The 15486-nt window shown below is 70.5% G+C and carries 15 protein-coding genes; 6 read left to right on the plus strand and 9 right to left on the minus strand.

Annotated elements, in window-relative coordinates:
* Positions 1-238 precede the first annotated feature (238 nt).
* Positions 239-2299 (plus strand): DNA topoisomerase IV subunit B, encoded by a 2061-nt coding sequence (gene parE / locus ACX9MN_RS00795; protein ID WP_091683642.1) that lies wholly within the window; start codon positions 239-241, stop codon positions 2297-2299.
* Between the two features lie 152 nt (positions 2300-2451).
* Here the strand turns inward: parE and ACX9MN_RS00800 are convergent, their stop codons facing one another.
* Together ACX9MN_RS00800 and ACX9MN_RS00805 are read right to left on the minus strand one after the other, a co-directional pair.
* On the minus strand, positions 2452-2946 hold the full coding sequence (locus ACX9MN_RS00800) for a PRC-barrel domain-containing protein (protein ID WP_020095331.1): 495 nt from the start codon (positions 2944-2946) through the stop codon (positions 2452-2454).
* A 216-nt stretch (positions 2947-3162) separates the two neighbouring features.
* On the minus strand, positions 3163-4029 hold the full coding sequence (locus ACX9MN_RS00805; protein WP_489723519.1) for an outer membrane protein: 867 nt from the start codon (positions 4027-4029) through the stop codon (positions 3163-3165).
* 450 nt (positions 4030-4479) lie between these two features.
* Here ACX9MN_RS00805 and ACX9MN_RS00810 point away from each other — a divergent pair, with 450 nt between their 5' ends.
* The 3 genes from ACX9MN_RS00810 to ACX9MN_RS00820 all read left to right on the plus strand — a co-directional run bounded on the left by ACX9MN_RS00810 (position 4480) and on the right by ACX9MN_RS00820 (position 7807).
* Complete coding sequence (locus tag ACX9MN_RS00810) at positions 4480-4860, plus strand: hypothetical protein (protein WP_132366794.1); 381 nt, start codon at positions 4480-4482, stop codon at positions 4858-4860.
* A 209-nt stretch (positions 4861-5069) separates the two neighbouring features.
* The gene (locus ACX9MN_RS00815; RefSeq protein ID WP_489723520.1) at positions 5070-6647 is read left to right on the plus strand and encodes a DEAD/DEAH box helicase; all 1578 of its coding nucleotides are present in this window, start codon (positions 5070-5072) and stop codon (positions 6645-6647) included.
* A 101-nt stretch (positions 6648-6748) separates the two neighbouring features.
* Entirely contained in the window at positions 6749-7807 is a 1059-nt protein-coding gene (locus ACX9MN_RS00820; protein WP_020095327.1) for a GGDEF domain-containing protein, read from the plus strand.
* 64 nt (positions 7808-7871) lie between these two features.
* Here the strand turns inward: ACX9MN_RS00820 and ACX9MN_RS00825 are convergent, their stop codons facing one another.
* A complete protein-coding gene (locus tag ACX9MN_RS00825) occupies positions 7872-8249 on the minus strand; it encodes a HesB/IscA family protein (protein WP_012317999.1) in 378 nt (125 codons plus the stop codon).
* Positions 8250-8382: 133 nt separating this feature from the next.
* Positions 8383-9399 (minus strand): threo-3-hydroxy-L-aspartate ammonia-lyase, encoded by a 1017-nt coding sequence (locus tag ACX9MN_RS00830; protein WP_489725197.1) that lies wholly within the window; start codon positions 9397-9399, stop codon positions 8383-8385.
* Positions 9400-9649: 250 nt separating this feature from the next.
* Here ACX9MN_RS00830 and ACX9MN_RS00835 point away from each other — a divergent pair, with 250 nt between their 5' ends.
* Positions 9650-9868 (plus strand): hypothetical protein, encoded by a 219-nt coding sequence (locus ACX9MN_RS00835; protein WP_020095325.1) that lies wholly within the window; start codon positions 9650-9652, stop codon positions 9866-9868.
* 152 nt (positions 9869-10020) lie between these two features.
* A complete protein-coding gene (locus ACX9MN_RS00840; RefSeq protein ID WP_489723521.1) occupies positions 10021-10194 on the plus strand; it encodes a hypothetical protein in 174 nt (57 codons plus the stop codon).
* A gap of 60 nt (positions 10195-10254) precedes the next feature.
* On the opposite strand, the gene lpdA is transcribed toward ACX9MN_RS00840, so the two are convergent.
* From lpdA to ACX9MN_RS00865, 5 genes are all read right to left on the minus strand, one after another.
* Positions 10255-11694: a dihydrolipoyl dehydrogenase gene (lpdA, locus tag ACX9MN_RS00845; protein WP_132366798.1), complete on the minus strand. Its 1440-nt coding sequence runs from the start codon at positions 11692-11694 to the stop codon at positions 10255-10257.
* 55 nt (positions 11695-11749) lie between these two features.
* Positions 11750-11998, minus strand: coding sequence for a hypothetical protein (locus ACX9MN_RS00850; protein WP_489723522.1), 249 nt, complete (start codon positions 11996-11998; stop codon positions 11750-11752).
* A gap of 45 nt (positions 11999-12043) precedes the next feature.
* Positions 12044-13474, minus strand: a complete 1431-nt coding sequence (locus ACX9MN_RS00855) for a pyruvate dehydrogenase complex dihydrolipoamide acetyltransferase (RefSeq protein ID WP_489723523.1) — start codon at positions 13472-13474, stop codon at positions 12044-12046.
* A 209-nt stretch (positions 13475-13683) separates the two neighbouring features.
* Positions 13684-13971, minus strand: a complete 288-nt coding sequence (locus tag ACX9MN_RS00860; RefSeq protein ID WP_020095319.1) for a DUF5076 domain-containing protein — start codon at positions 13969-13971, stop codon at positions 13684-13686.
* Positions 13972-14030: 59 nt separating this feature from the next.
* The gene (locus ACX9MN_RS00865; RefSeq protein ID WP_091928199.1) at positions 14031-15473 is read right to left on the minus strand and encodes a pyruvate dehydrogenase complex E1 component subunit beta; all 1443 of its coding nucleotides are present in this window, start codon (positions 15471-15473) and stop codon (positions 14031-14033) included.
* Positions 15474-15486 lie beyond the last annotated feature (13 nt).

Genomic DNA, 15486 nt, shown 5'->3' on the forward strand with positions numbered 1-15486 from the left:
GTCGTGATGACGGCCCGGCGCGCGGAACCGTGTGCCGGCACGGACGCGGCCCTCGCTCGCGGCGGCGCAGCATGCGATGATGCGACCGCCTCGCCGCAGGGCGAACGGCTTTGATGTTTATGGTTTGTTCCGCTATCATGCGGGGATGAAGGCGCATGCTCCACGACCCCAGACCCGTCCCAAGACCCGTCTGCGCGAAGCCGAGCCGGCCGACGCGCCGCGCGCCAGGAGGCCGCGCGTGAGCGATCCGGCGCGGGACCTGTTCGGGCCGGGCGGCAAGGGCGCGGCGGCCCGCCCGCCCGAGCCGCGGCGGCGGCTGGATTCGGCGGCCTCCGTGGCGACGCTCGCGGCCGCCGAGCCGGAGGGCGGCTACACCGCCTCCGACATCGAGGTGCTGGAGGGGCTGGAGCCCGTCCGGCGCCGGCCCGGCATGTATATCGGCGGCACCGACGAGCGGGCGCTCCACCACCTGTTCGCCGAGGTGATCGACAACTCGATGGACGAGGCGGTCGCCGGCCATGCCAGCTTCATCGAGGTGGAGCTTGAGGAGACCGGCGCCCTCGTCGTCACCGACAACGGCCGCGGCATCCCGGTCGACCCGCACCCGAAATTCCCCGGCAAGTCGGCGCTCGAGGTCATCATGACCACGCTGCACGCCGGCGGTAAGTTCGACTCGAAGGTCTACGAGACCTCGGGCGGCCTGCACGGCGTCGGCATCTCGGTGGTGAACGCACTCTCCGACCTGCTGGAGGTCGAGGTGGCGCGCAACCAGACCCTCTACCGCCAGACCTTCTCGCGCGGTCATGCCCAAGGGGCTTTGGAACTGGTCGGCCGGGTGCAGAACCGCCGCGGCACCCGCGTGCGCTTCCACCCGGACGCCCAGATCTTCGGCTCGCTGAAGTTCGACCCGCGCCGCCTGTTCAAGATGGCGCGCTCCAAGGCCTACCTGTTCGGCGGCGTCGAGATCCGCTGGCGCTGCGCCTCCGCCCTCCTCGAGGGGCTGGAGGACGTGCCGGCCGAGGCGGTGCACCGCTTCCCCGACGGGCTGCGCGACTACCTCGCCCGGGACATCGACGGGAAGGAACTCGTCACGGACGCCATGTTCTCCGGCAAGATCACCAAGCCGGGCTCGCACGGGTCGCTCGAATGGGCGGTGGCCTGGATGGTCGCCGAGGACGGGATCTCGCACTCCTACTGCAACACGATCCCGACGCCCGAGGGCGGCACCCACGAGGCGGGCCTGCGCGTCGCGCTGCTGCGCGGCCTGCGCGAGCACGCCGAGCGGGTGAACCAGGCCAAGCGCATGACCGCCGTCACGACGGACGACGTCATGGCGACCTGCGCGTCGATGCTCTCGGTGTTCATCCGCGAGCCGGAGTTCCAGGGCCAGACCAAGGACAAGCTCGCCACCGTGGAGGCCCAGCGCATCGTCGAGACGGCGGTGCGCGACGCCTTCGACCACTGGCTCGCCGCCTCCCCGGCCCAGGCCAACAAGCTCCTCGACTGGGTGATCGACCGGGCCGAGGAGCGCCTGCGCCGCCGCCAGGAGAAGGAGGTCGCCCGCAAGAGCGCGACCCGCAAGCTGCGCCTGCCCGGCAAGCTCGCCGACTGCTCGGCGGCCGGCACCGCGGGCTCGGAGATCTTCATCGTCGAGGGCGACTCGGCCGGCGGCTCGGCCAAACAGGCCCGGGACCGGGCGACCCAGGCGATCCTGCCGCTGCGCGGCAAGATCCTGAACGTCGCCTCGGCCTCGCGCGACAAGCTCGGCGCCAACCAGCTGATCTCGGATCTCACCCTGGCGCTCGGCTGCGGCACCGGTTCGGCCTTCCGCGAGGCGGACCTGCGCTACGAGAAGGTGATCATCATGACGGACGCCGACGTCGACGGCGCCCACATCGCCTCGCTGCTGATCACCTTCTTCTACCGCCAGATGCCGAGGCTGATCGACCGCGGCCACCTCTACCTCGCGATCCCGCCGCTCTATCGGCTGCAGCAGGGCTCGAAGGTGGCCTATGCCCGGGACGACGCGGATCGGGAGCGGATCGTCAAGACCGTGTTCAAGGGCGGCAAGGTCGAGATCGGGCGGTTCAAGGGCCTCGGCGAGATGATGCCGGCCCAGCTCAAGGAGACCACCATGGATCCGAAGAAGCGCACATTGCTGCGCGTCGCGGTCCTGGACGAGGCCCGGGAATCGACCGGCGACACGGTCGAGCGTCTGATGGGCAACAAGCCCGAGGCGCGCTTCGCCTTCATCAGCGAGCGCGCGGCCTTCGCAGAGGGCGCCGACCTCGACATCTGACGCCGGAGCGGCCGCGCCGCGTCGGTCGATGGCGCCGCGCCGTCATTGCGAGCGCAGCGAAGCAGCCCAGCAGCGCCACGTTCATCGAAGTGGCGCTGCCCTGGATTGCTTCGCTGCGCTCGCAAAGACGGGTGACGGGTTTCTGTCGCGCCTTATCGGGGTGGCGCGATCACCTTGGCCGGGTCGAAGGGCTGGGCCGCCGCCACCGTGTCCTTGCCCATGTTGAGGACCGCCGAAAAGCGGTCGCCGCCGGGACGCAGCACGAGGGCGCCCGGCTCGACCGCGATGAGCTTGCTGCCGAGGCCGAGGAAGCCGCCGACGTCGATCACGACGGCCTTGAGCGTCCCGCCGTCGGCGATGAGCAGATCCTCGATCTTGCCGACGCTGTCGCCGGCGGCGTTGCGAACCGTCACGCCGATCATCTTCGTGGTCAGGAAGGTGACGGGCTTGAGCCCCTGACGCTTGGCGGCGTCCTCGGCGCTCGCCGCCTCCGTCAGCCGCCCGCCCCCCTTGCCGTCCGTCGAGGTTCCCGGTCCCGTGGCCGGCAGGATCGTGTCCTTGCCGATCACGCTGGCGTCCTGCGCGGAGGCCGGCGCGTTGGCGAGGCCGAGGGCCGCGAGCGACAGGAGAAGGATTCGGCTTCGCATGGCTGATCGCTCCGCGCGCCCGGTCCCTGCGTGGAAGGCCCTGTCCGGGTCACTGAGGGGCGCCGCGGTCTCAATCGCGGGCGGCCCGCGCGGTTCCGGCCCTCCCTGTCGCACCCGCCGAGGTCGGTTCGCTGTCCCGAAACGCGAAAGGGCCCGGCCTTGCGGCCGGGCCCTTCGGGAGCGCGGAGCCGGCAGAGCCGGCTCCGGCATCCGGTCTCAGTACGAGCCGAACTTGTAGTTCAGGCCGGCGCGGACGACGGCGAACTCGGTCTTGGCGGCGGCGCCGTTGAGGTAGGCGGTGCCGTTCGGGGGCAGGAGGTTGCCGTAGAACACGCCGCCGGCGGAGTTCTTCTGGCGGTCGAGGCTGACGTAGAGGCCTTCGACCTTCAGCGTGACGGCCGAGGAGCGGAAGAAGTTCAGGAACGAGTCGGTGGGCAGGGCGTACTCGACGCCGCCGCCGGCGGCCCAGCCGGTGCGGAAGCTGTCGCGGAAGCGGTTGCCGGAGAAGTTCTGGTCGTCCTGGCCCGAGCCGTAGGCGAAGCCGCCGGTGCCGTACACGAGGGTGCGGTCGAAGGCGTAGCCGAGGCGGCCGCGCACGGTGCCGAAGTAGTCCAGGCCGTTGCCGCTCGTGGCGACGAAGGCGGGCGGGTTGGAGAAGGCGACGCCGGGGAAGCCCAGGAAGCTGTAGTTCTGGGTGGCGTTGGCGCGGCGGGCGAAGTCGACGTACTGGGCGTCGGCCTCGAAGCCGATCACGACGCCGGAGCCCGGGGTGAACTGGTAGTTGTAGCCGATCTGGGCGCCGCCCGAGAAGCCGTCGTTGTTGTTGCGGTTGTTGACGCTGACGACGCCGGCGGTGCCGGGGGAGTTGATCAGCGAGCCGCCGGGCAGGGCGTAGCTGGTGGTGTTGCGGCTGTTGGCGTCGAAGCCGTAGCCGGCGTTCACACCGATGTAGAAGCCGGTCCAGGTGAACACCGGCACCGGCGTGAACACCGGCGGCGGCGCGGCGCGGCGCGGAAGGTCGGCGGCGGACGCCGCGGCGGTCATGCCGGCGAGGACGGTGGATGCGAGGAGAAGCTTCTTCATGGTGGTGTTCGGTCCTGGGGTTAGCTTGAGCCGGCAGCCTTCTAGGCGCTCTCGGATGGCGGGTCTGTCGCTTTCCTGCAACAAGCCTCTTCAGGCTAGGGACATCCCGTCAACGAAAGATGAAGACTAGCTGGGCCCGCCCGACAGCAGACGGCCCGCTCGCGCGCTCGACGAGGGCGAGGAGAGCTGCAGACACCGTGAAGACTAGCTGCCTTGCGCGTCGCGCATATTGGCGGCGGCCGGCGCGGGGCCGGCGACATCGCTCGCGGTCTCTGCAGGAGCCGTCGGCGGCGGACGTTTTATTCCGGCACAACTTCGACGAGAATGATTCTCGATCGTAAGAGATCGATTAACCCTGTTGCCCGATGGTCCGCCGCTCGCGGGCCCGTCCCCGAACCCCTGTTGCGCATCAAACCGAATCCGGTCCCCCGCCGGCGGAGACCGCTGTCTATGCAGAGCCCCGACGAACGGAGCCGGACGACCTTCGGCAAGCGCCGGACCGGCGAGGCCGCGCCCGGCGCGCAGGCCGGCCCGCGGACCGGCTCGACCGCCGCGCGGGTGGCGCGCGCCGAGCCGAGGCGGTCCGCGGGCCCCCTGCCCTGGACGCTGCGCGTGGCGGGCCTGGTCGGGATCGTCGCGGTGATCGGCGCCTACCAGCTCGCGCGGCTGAGCCGGCCCGACGCGCCGACGCCCGGGACTGCCCTCGCGACCGCGGCGTTCGCGCCGATGGCCGAGCCCGAGACGACCGGTGCCATCGCGGCGGCGCGATCCGCCCGCACCACCCGCTTGGACCCCTGCGTCGCGCCCGTTGGCGACCGTCTCCGGCCCTGATCGGCGACACTCCGGGCGGCCGATCCCCTGTGCGCGGCCAGGCGCTGTCGCCATTGCGAGATTGACAAGTCGCGCCAAGGCCCTAACTGACAGGGAGCATGCGCCCCGCGGCCCCGGGAGCGTCCGAGCGCCCCGCGCGAGCCTTTCCCAGCCGTTGCCGCGACGGTGTCCTTCGCGCCGGCCGGGCGCGCAACGGTTCCTGAACGCAGATGCCTTTTTCCGACCTGGGACTGAGCGAGAAAGTCCTGAACGCCGTCGAAGCGGCGGGTTACACCGAGCCGACGCCGATCCAGGCCGAGGCCATCCCCCACGTGCTGGCGCGCCGCGACGTCCTCGGGATCGCCCAGACCGGCACCGGCAAGACTGCGGCCTTCACGCTCCCGATGCTGACGCTGCTGGAGAACGGCCGCGCCCGCGCGCGGATGCCGCGCACGCTGATCCTGGAGCCGACCCGCGAGCTGGCCGCCCAGGTGGTCGAGAATTTCGACCGCTACGGGACGAACCACAAGCTCAACGTGGCGCTGATCATCGGCGGCGTCTCCTTCGCCGATCAGGACGCCAAGCTGATGCGCGGCACCGACGTGCTGATCGCGACGCCCGGCCGCCTGCTCGACCATTTCGAGCGCGGCAAGCTGCTGCTCACCGGCGTCGAGCTCCTGGTCATCGACGAGGCCGACCGCATGCTCGACATGGGGTTCATCCCCGACATCGAGCGCATCGTGAAGATGGTGCCGTTCACCCGGCAGACGCTGTTCTTCTCGGCGACCATGCCGCCGGAGATCGAGCGGCTGGCGGACATGTTCCTGCACAACCCGCAGCGGGTCGAGGTGGCCCGGCCCGCCTCCACGGCGACCACGATCACCCAGCGGCTCGTCGCCACCGGCGCCGAGGGGCACGCCAAGCGCGAGCGCCTGCGCACCCTGATCCGCGGCGAGGGCGAGCTGAAGAACGGGATCATCTTCTGCAACCGCAAGCGCGACGTCGCGCTGCTGCAGAAGTCCCTGGTCAGCCACGGCTTCGACGCCGCGGCGCTCCACGGCGACATGGACCAGCGCGCCCGCACGACGGCCCTCGACGGGTTCCGCAACGGCGACACCGCCCTGCTGGTCGCCAGCGACGTGGCGGCGCGCGGTCTCGACATCCCGGCCGTCAGCCACGTCTTCAACTTCGACGTGCCGCATCACCCGGAGGATTACGTCCACCGGATCGGCCGCACCGGCCGCGCCGGCCGCAGCGGCACGGCCTACACGCTGGTCGCCCCCGACGACTCGCGCTCCCTCGGCGCCATCGAGGCGCTGATCGGCCAGCCGATCCCCTGGCTGGACGGCGACCTGACCAGCGTGGCCGACGGGTCCGGCGATACCGGGACGCGCCACCGCGGCCGCGCGGGCGACGGGCGTCGGGGCGGCCGCTCCGCCAAGAGCGGTGGACGGAGCGGCGACAAGAGCGGCAGCGACAAGGGTGCCGACAAGGCCGTCGTAGAGAAGAGTGCCCGGAGCGCGAGCGAGACCGAGGAGGTCCGCGAGCGTCCGACCCGGTCGCGCGGCAGCCGCGGCGCGGCGCGCGCGGAGAGCCGTCCGGACGATCGTCCCGAGAGCCGCTCTGAGAGCCGCCCCGAGAACCGTCCGGAGCCGCGCGCGTCGGGCCGCACGTCAGGCCGCGGCGGCGAGTCCGCGCGCGAGGAGCGCGGGCGCCGGATCGACGCGGACGGAGACACGCCCGTCGGCCTCGGCTCGCACGTTCCTGCGTTCCTGCTTCGACCAGTCTTGGCGAAGAAGGATAAGTAACAGACGTCTGTTCCGGCTTAACTGTCCGGCTACCAGGCAGCCGTATATTGGCTCAGGGCAACGACGCAGGCGCGTCGGTCGCCCCGGACCGCGGGATACGGATGAGCCAGGAGACCTATTCGGATCGCGATCGCAGCTTCGCGTTGGCGAAGCGCAGCCACGATCTGATTCGCGACTACGGGCCCTCCGCGACGCCGCGCGCCTACGCCGTCTGGTACGCCTACGTCTCGGGAGAGCTGCCGCTCCTCGCCGACGCCGTGAAGCGTCTCACCACGCAGAACGGCTGCCTCACCGAGGGCGACATCGACGATCTGCACGAGACCTATCTCGACGGGCGCCGCCTCGCGAGCACCACCGACGACGTCAGCCGCATCGTCCTCAGCGAGATCGCGGCCGTCACCGAGATCCTGGACCTCTCCCTGGGCTCGACGGCGCAGTACAGCGAGTCGCTGCGCGCGGTCGCTCAGGACCTCTCCCAGGGCGTCCCGAGCCGGGCGCGGTTCGGCGAGATCGTCGCGACCCTGGCCGCCACGACGCGGGAGGTCGCCGCCAACAACCGGATCCTCGAAGCCCGCATGCGCGAGACCCGCAGCGAGATCGAGACCCTGCGCGAGAAGCTCGAGGCGACCCGGCGCGAGAGCCTGACCGACGCCCTGACGGGGCTCGCCAACCGCAAGCATTTCGAGGAGACGCTGAAAGCGTCGATGGAGACGGCCCGGGCGCGCAGCACGCCCATGAGCCTGATCATCCTCGACATCGACTTCTTCAAGCGCTTCAACGACCTGTACGGTCACCTCACGGGCGATCAGGTCCTGCGACTCGTGGCGATCGTGATGCGCGAGAACGCCGGCAAGCAGGCGCAGCTCGCCCGGTTCGGCGGCGAGGAGTTCGGCATCATCCTGCCCGGGGTCGACCGGACGGTGGCCAAGCAGGTGGCCGAGACGGTCCGCGCCAGCGTCATGGGGCGCGAGCTGGTCAAGCGCTCGACCGGCGAGTCGCTCGGCAAGGTCACCATCTCGCTGGGCGTGGCGGTGCTGCGCCCGGGCGACACGCCCGCCTCGCTGATGGAGCGGGCCGACCTGTGCATGTTCGCGGCGAAGCGCGCCGGCCGGAACCGCTTCCTGGACGACGCCGCCGAATCGCTGATGCAGGTGGCCTAGAGCCGGCCCCGGCCGCGGCGCCGTCCGGCGACACGCGCCACCCGGGACGGCGGGCGCGGACCGGTCAGGCCTGCGCGGGCAGGCGGTCAGCCGAGACCGGCGTGATCGCCACCGACTCGCCGCAGCCGCAGGCCGAGGTCTGGTTCGGGTTGTTGAACACGAACTGCGAGGCCAGCTTGTTGGTGGTGAAGTCCATCTCGGTGCCGAGCAGGAACAGCACCGCCTTCGGATCGACGAACACGCGCACGCCGCGATCCTCGACCACGTCCTCTCCGGGCTTGGCCGCCTCGGCATATTCCATCGTGTAGGACATCCCGGCGCAACCGCCGTTCCGGACGCCGACGCGCAGCCCGGCGATCGGCCGGTCGGCCTCCGCCATGATCGCCTTGATCCGATCGGCGGCGCGATCGGTCAGCGAGAGAACCTTGAAACCAGCGGACATCGTCACCCTCCCGCCCATCCGGGTTCAAGGCCCGGGGACGCGCATTCTGACGCGTACAAGATAAGCATTGGCCCGGGGCCGGTCCACCGCGGCGGGGTCACACCGGCCCGGCATTCGCCGCGCGGGAGCGCCCTCAGGCGGTCTCGCCGGTCAGTCGCGCGAAGGTCCCGAGATCGACGTTACCGCCGCTGATCACCACGCCGACGCGCTTGTTCGTCACGTCCACGAGGCCGCTCAGCACCGCCGCCGCCGCGAGGCAACCGGTCGGCTCGACCACGAGCTTCATCCGGCTGGCGAAGAACCGCATGGTCTCGACGAGCTGCGCGTCGGTGACGGTGAGGATGTCCGACACCCGCGCGCGGATGATCGCGAAGGTCAGGTCGCCCAGGGCCGTCGACTGCGCACCGTCGGCGATGGTGCGGGGCACCGGGATCATGACGATCCGGCCCTCGCGGAACGAGCGCTGCCCGTCATTGCCCGCCTCCGGCTCGACGCCGATCACCCGGCAGCCCGGTGACAGCTCTGCGGCGGCGAGGGCGCAGCCCGCGAGCTGGCCGCCGCCGCCGAGGCAGGCCACCAGCACGTCGAGGGGACCGACCGTCTCGATCAGCTCCTGCGCCAGCGTCCCCTGCCCGGCGATGACGTCGGGATGGTTGAAGGGCGGGATCAGCGTCAGGCCGCGGGCCTCGGCGATCTCGCGGCCCAGGGCCTCGCGATCCTGGGTGTAGCGGTCGTACAGGACCACCTCGGCGCCGTAGCCGCGGGTGGCGGCGATCTTCGCCGCGGGGGCGTCGCCCGGCATGATGATCGTGGCGGGCGCTCCGAGCAGCCGGCTCGCCAGGGCGATCGCCTGGGCGTGGTTGCCCGAGGAGTAAGTGATGACCCCGCGGGTGCGGGCCGCCTCCGGCAGCGCGCTGATCGCGTTGTAGGCGCCGCGGAACTTGAAGGCGCCGGCCCGCTGCAGGTTCTCCGCCTTGAAGAACAGGCGGCCGCCGGTCATCGCGTCGGCCGTGCGGGAGGTCAGCACCGGGGTGCGGTGCGCGGCCCCGGCGATCCGCTCGGCGGCGCGGGCCACGTCCGCGAAGGTCGGAAGGCCGTCGGTGGCCGCGCCGGATCCGCCGGGCTGCGTGTCGTGCATGGTCGCCTGCATCGTTGCCTGCATCGTCGTCCGGGTACCATCCGCCCGGGGCCGCGCCGGAGCGAGGCCGGGCCGCAGCCCGTCATACGGGCCTTTCGACCCGCGCGCATCCCGCCGATCCACATGCGCAAGCGGAGCCATTCGCCGCCCCGCCGCTTATACCCAGCGACAACTTGGCAGGAACGCTGGGGGGCGGCATCGCCATGGCAACAGAGACCACGCGCGCACCGGTGCGCCGCCCGCACGGCGGCAGGGCCTCGCCGTGAGCGCCCGCGACCGCGCTTCGGGCGACGCGGCGACCGAGGTCACCTTCCGGGGGCGCGGGCTGGCGCTGCGCACCGGCTCGCGCCTGATCCTGCTCGTCTGCCCGCTCTGCTCGCAGCGCAACGCGCGGCGGGGCGCCGAACGCGGCATCTGCGAGTGGTGCGCCTATGTGCCGTCGCCGGACCAGGCCGAGCCCGTGGATCGCGGGTGCTCCTGAGGCGCTGTCGCGTAAGACGCCGAAATCACGATCTGGGATTGATTCTCAGTTAGGAACTATCTCCGGTTGCATATTGCGGTGCGGGTCCTCACACTCCCGCCGGGGGCCTGATGGGAGGGCACATGCAACCGTCCGAATGCTGCATCTTTCGGATGACCATCGCCTCCGTGATCGGCAGCTGCGTCACGCTCCTGCTCGTCCGGGGGCTCGATCCGCTCGTTGCCCTGCTGCTGATCCCGATCGGCGGCAGCGTGGCGACGGTTCTGGTGATCCTGCTGTTCCAGGCCGTGAGCCTGACGCTCACGGCGCGGACCGGTCCGCACTGACCGGCCGGTGGCGGCGCGGCTCGGATCCCTGTCCGACCCGCGCGCCGCGTCGGCCTCCGATCAGGTGTGGATCACTTTGCCGTAGGCGTCGAGCACGCTCTCGTGCATCATCTCGCTGAGCGTCGGGTGCGGGAACACCGTGTGCATCAGCTCCTCCTCGGTGCTCTCGAGGTTCATCGCCACCACGTAGCCCTGGATCAGCTCAGTCACCTCGGCCCCGACCATGTGGGCGCCGAGCAGCTGGCCGGTCTTGGCGTCGAACACGGTCTTGATTAGGCCGTCCGGCTCGCCGAGCGCGATCGCCTTGCCGTTGCCCGCGAAGGGGAACCGGCCGACCTTCACCGAGAAGCCCTGCTCCTTGGCCTTCGCCTCGGTGAGCCCGACGCTGGCGATCTGCGGCTGGCAGTAGGTGCAGCCCGGGATCTTGGCCTTGTCCATCGGGTGGGTGTGCAGGCCCTTGATGGTCTCGATGCAGATGACGCCCTCGTGCTCGGCCTTGTGGGCGAGCATCGGCGGCCCGGCGACGTCGCCGATCGCGTAGAGGCCGGGCACGTTGGTGCGGCCGAGCCCGTCCGTCACCACGATCCCGCGGTCGATCTTCACCCCGAGTTTCTCGAGACCGATTTTCTCGATGTTCCCGACGACGCCTACCGCCGAGATCAGCTTCTCCGCGGTGATCTGCTGGGTCTTGCCGTCGCCGCCCTCGATGGTGGCCGTGACAGAATCGGCGCCCTTCTCGACCTTGGTCACCTTGGCGCCGGTGAGGATCTTGATGCCCTGCTTCTCGAAGCGCTTGCGGGCGAGGCCGGCGATCTCGGCATCCTCCACGGGCAGGATCTGCGGCAGCAGCTCCACCACGGTCACCTCGGCGCCCATGGTGCGGTAGAACGAGGCGAACTCGATGCCGATGGCGCCCGAGCCCATCACCAGCAGGCTCTTGGGCATCGCCTCGGGGACCATGGCCTCGTAGTAGGTCCAGATCAGCTTCTTGTCGGGCTCGATCCCCGGGATCGCGCGCGGACGCGCGCCGGTCGCCACGATGATGTGCTTGGCCTGGTAGGTGCCGGCGCCCTTGGCGCCCTTCGGCGCCTCGGCGCGCTTGGTCTCCTTCACGGTGACCTTGCCGGGCTGGTTGCCCTGCGCGGCGCTGTCGACCGAGGCCTCGCCCCAGATCACGTCGACCTTGTTCTTTTTGAGCAGCATGCCGACGCCGCCGTTGAGGCGGGCCGAGACGCCGCGGGACCGCTTCACGATCGCGGCGGTGTCGAACCCGACCTTCTCCGCGGTCAAGCCGTAATCGCCAGGATGTTGGAAATAATGAAAAATCTCGGCCGAGCGGAGCAGCGCCTTGGTGGGGATGCAGCCCCAGTTCAGGCAGATGCCGCCGAGATGCTCGCGGTCGACCACGGCGGTCTTGAAGCCGAGTTGCGCCGCGCGGATCGCCGTGACGTAGCCGCCGGGCCCGGCGCCGATGATGAGGACGTCGTAGGTGTCGGACATCGTGTCTCAGCTCTCCGCTGTGGCGCGCGCGACTGCACCGTCGTTGACGCGGCGATCAGGACGAGGTCTCCAGCGCGCTCAGCCGCTGCTCCGTGGCCTTGATCGTCTTCTTGATCGATTGGAGATCCGCCTTCGCCTGTGTTCCGAGACCGGTTTCGTAGGCGACGTAGATCTCCAACTCCTCAAGTTTTTCGGTGTGACCCGTCAGGGTCGTCTTGATCGCTGCGACATCGCGCTTCACCTCCGCGATGTCGCTCTGCATCCGTTGTAGGACTGGCAGAACCAGATCGGTGACTTCCGACACGCGACTCTCCGTTGATCGCTCAGGCGATCATAGCAGAGTCGCGCCTCACACCAGCATGCCCATCGGGTTCTCGATCAGCCCCTTGAAGGCCGAGACCAGTTCCGCGCCGAGCGCCCCGTCGAGCACCCGGTGGTCGCACGACAGGGTGCAGGTCATGACCTGAACCACGGCCGGCGCCCCGTCCTTCACGACCACGCGCTTCTCGCCCGCGCCCACCGCCAGGATGCTCGATTGCGGCGGGTTGATCACCGCGGTGAAGTGCTTGATGCCGAACATGCCGAGGTTCGACACCGAGGTGACGCCACCCTGGTACTCCTCGGGCTTCAGCTTCTTGGCGCGGGCGCGGGCCGCGAAATCCTTCATCTCGTTGGAGATGGTCGAGAGTGTCTTCTCGTCCGCCCGGCGGATCACCGGCGTGAACAGGCCGCCGTCGATCGCCACCGCGACGCCGACCTCGGCGTGCTTGAAGCGCAGGATCCGGTCCTCGGCCCAGACCGCGTTGGCGGCCGGAACGCGGGTCAGCGCGAGGCCCATCGCCTTGATGACGAAGTCGTTCACCGAGAGCTTGAAGACGGGCTTGCCGTCCTTGTCCTTGCCGGCCGAGCCGTTCAGCGTCTCGCGCAGCTTCATCAGCGCGTCGAGCTCGCAATCCACCGTCAGGTAGAAGTGCGGGGCGACCTGCATCGCCTCGGTGAGGCGCTTGGCGATGGTCTTGCGCATGCCGTCGAGGGGCACCTCCTCGTAGGCATCCTTGGCGAAGAAGCCCTTGACCTGATCGGTCGTGAGCCCGGCCGGCGCGCCGCCCGAGGGGGCGGCCTTCGGGGCCGGAGCCGCCTTCGGCGCCTCGGCGGTGGCCTGCGCGGCGGCGGGTGCCTTGGTGGCGCCGGAGGCCTTCGCGGCCTGGACGTCGCGGGCGATGATGCGGCCGTGCGGCCCGCTGCCCTGGACGGCGCCGAGGTCGACACCCTCCTGCTTGGCGATCCGCCGGGCCAGCGGCGAGGCGAAGACGCGGCCGCCCGGGCCGGCCTGCGCGCCACCCTGCGGAGCGCCGCTCGGCTGTGCGCCCTCCGGTGCGGCGTTCACCCGCTCGTACGACATGTGGCCGCCGCCGGGCGTGGTGTTCTGGCCGGCCGCAGAGGCGTCGGCCTTCGGCTCGGGCTTGGACTCGGCCTTGGCCTCGCCGTTCGAGGCGGCCTTCGGCGCGCCGCCGGCCTGCACGCTCGACGGGTCCTCGCCCTCGGCGGCGATGATGGCGATCAAATCGTTGACCGGCACGTCCGCCGTGCCCTCGGGCACGAGGATCTTGGCGAGCACGCCCTCGTCGATGGCCTCCACCTCCATGGTGGCCTTGTCGGTCTCGATCTCGGCCAGCACGTCGCCGGACTTGATCGGGTCGCCCTCCTTCTTCAGCCACTTGGCGAGGTTGCCCTTCTCCATGGTCGGGGAGAGCGCGGGCATCAGCACGTTGATCGGCATGGCATCAGGTCTCGGGCAAGGCCGGGGCGGCCGGATCGTCGAAGGGGAAGAGGTCGTCGAGGGGGGTAAGGGACGGCGTCGTAAGGCGGTTGCGGACGCGGGTCCGGCGCCCCGTCGACCTTCGCGGCGACGCGATGCGCGAGGACCGCCTCCAGATCCGCGTAGGTCGCCTGCCGGACGGCCGCCTCAGCCATGGTCGGCCGCCATCGTCAGTTGAGACCGCCGGGGTCGAGCCCCTCGGCCTCCCAACCGGCGCGGATGCGCTCGACCGCCTCGTCCTCCGACATGTCGGTCTCCAGCGCGTAGGCGCGGGCGGCCTGACGGGCGAGGTCGGCCAGCAGCCGGCCCCAGGTCGCCGGATCGTCGAAGGAGCGGCGCAGGGCGACGCTCACCGCGCCGTCGACCACGGCCGCGCGCAGCACCTCGATGCCGCCCTGCTCCAGGGCGTCGGGCGGGATGGCGAGTTCGGCGAAGTCGGTGCTGGGATCCTGGCTCATGGCGCGCCGGCTGTTCCTCGATCTGGCCGGGGCGGGCGACGGCGTCGCCCGCGCGCCCGTCACTTGTAGCAGACGCTCTTGGCGGCCTCGACGACCTCCGCCACCGTCGGCAGCGCCAGCTTCTCGAGGTTGGCGGCGTAGGGCATCGGCACGTCCTTGCCGGTGATGCGCAGGACCGGCGCGTCCAGGAAGTCGAAGGCGTCGACCATCAGGCGGGCCACGATCTCGGCGCCGATGCCGGATTGCGGGAAGCCCTCCTCCACGGTGATGCAGCGGCCGGTCTTCTTGACCGATTCCACCACCGTCGCGCTGTCCATCGGGCGGATCGTGCGCAGGTCGATCACCTCGGCCTCGATGCCCTGCTCGGCCAGCGCCTGCGCGGCCTTGAGGGCGTAGGTCATGCCGATCGCGAAGGACACGATGGTCACGTCGCTGCCGGTGCGGTGGATCTTCGCCTTGCCGATCGGCAGCACGAAGTCGTCGAGCTTCGGCACCGGGAAGGACTGCCCGTACAGGATCTCGTTCTCGAGGAAGATCACCGGGTTCGGGTCGCGGATCGCGGCCTTGAGCAGGCCCTTGGCGTCGGAGGCCGTGTAGGGCGCGATCACCTTGAGACCCGGCACGTTGGAGTACCACGCGGAATAGTCGTGGCTGTGCTGGGCGGCGACGCGGGCGGCGGCGCCGTTGGGGCCGCGGAACACGATCGGGCAGCCGAGCTGGCCGCCGGACATGTAGAGGGTCTTGGCCGCCGAGTTGATGATGTGATCGATCGCCTGCATGGCGAAGTTGAAGGTCATGAACTCGACGATCGGCTTCAGGCCGGCCAGCGCCGCGCCGACGCCGATGCCCGCGAAGCCGTGCTCTGTGATCGGGGTGTCGACCACGCGCTTCGGCCCGAACTCCTGCAGCAGGTTCTGGGTGACCTTGTAGGCGCCCTGGTACTCGGCAACCTCCTCGCCCATGACGAAGACGTCGCCGTCGCGACGCATCTCCTCGGCCATGGCGTCACGCAGGGCCTCGCGGACGGTCTGGGTGACCATCGGCGTGTCGGCCGGGAACTCCTCCATCACCGGCTCTTGGGCCTTGTTGGTGATGACGGCCGGCGCGGCCGGCGCCTTCGGGGCGTCGTCGCCGGTCTTGGCCGCGGGGGCCGGCCTGTCGGCCATGCCTTCGGCCTGCATGTCGGGCGCCGGGGCCGGATGGCCGCCCGCGCCATTGGGCTTGGCGCCGCTGCCGGACTGGACGCTCGCCGGATCCTCGCCCTCGCCGGCGATGACGGCGATTGGCGTGTTGACCGCGACGCCCTCGGTGCCCTCCGCGATCAGGATCTTGGCGAGGATGCCCTCGTCGATGGCCTCCACCTCCATGGTGGCCTTGTCGGTCTCGATCTCGGCCAGCACGTCGCCGGACTTGATCGGATCGCCCTCCTTCTTCAGCCACTTGGCGAGCTTGCCCTCCTCCATGGTGGGCGAGAGGGCGGGCATCAGGATGTCGGTCGCCATGCTCAGCTCTGCG

The organism is Methylobacterium sp. 1A (assembly GCF_058072805.1).

Excerpts from the sequence above, each read along its gene's own strand:
- ACX9MN_RS00825 (WP_012317999.1), bottom strand. The coding sequence starts at position 8,249 with ATGTCCGCTGGTTTCAAGGTTCTCTCGCTGACCGATCGCGCCGCCGAT.
- lpdA (WP_132366798.1), bottom strand. The coding sequence starts at position 11,694 with ATGTCCGACACCTACGACGTCCTCATCATCGGCGCCGGGCCCGGCGGC.
- ACX9MN_RS00840 (WP_489723521.1), top strand. The coding sequence starts at position 10,021 with ATGACCATCGCCTCCGTGATCGGCAGCTGCGTCACGCTCCTGCTCGTC.
- ACX9MN_RS00860 (WP_020095319.1), bottom strand. The coding sequence starts at position 13,971 with ATGAGCCAGGATCCCAGCACCGACTTCGCCGAACTCGCCATCCCGCCC.
- ACX9MN_RS00805 (WP_489723519.1), bottom strand. The coding sequence starts at position 4,029 with ATGAAGAAGCTTCTCCTCGCATCCACCGTCCTCGCCGGCATGACCGCC.
- ACX9MN_RS00820 (WP_020095327.1), top strand. The coding sequence starts at position 6,749 with ATGAGCCAGGAGACCTATTCGGATCGCGATCGCAGCTTCGCGTTGGCG.
- ACX9MN_RS00830 (WP_489725197.1), bottom strand. The coding sequence starts at position 9,399 with ATGCAGGCGACCATGCACGACACGCAGCCCGGCGGATCCGGCGCGGCC.
- ACX9MN_RS00810 (WP_132366794.1), top strand. The coding sequence starts at position 4,480 with ATGCAGAGCCCCGACGAACGGAGCCGGACGACCTTCGGCAAGCGCCGG.
- ACX9MN_RS00855 (WP_489723523.1), bottom strand. The coding sequence starts at position 13,474 with ATGCCGATCAACGTGCTGATGCCCGCGCTCTCCCCGACCATGGAGAAG.
- ACX9MN_RS00800 (WP_020095331.1), bottom strand. The coding sequence starts at position 2,946 with ATGCGAAGCCGAATCCTTCTCCTGTCGCTCGCGGCCCTCGGCCTCGCC.
- ACX9MN_RS00865 (WP_091928199.1), bottom strand. The coding sequence starts at position 15,473 with ATGGCGACCGACATCCTGATGCCCGCCCTCTCGCCCACCATGGAGGAG.
- ACX9MN_RS00815 (WP_489723520.1), top strand. The coding sequence starts at position 5,070 with ATGCCTTTTTCCGACCTGGGACTGAGCGAGAAAGTCCTGAACGCCGTC.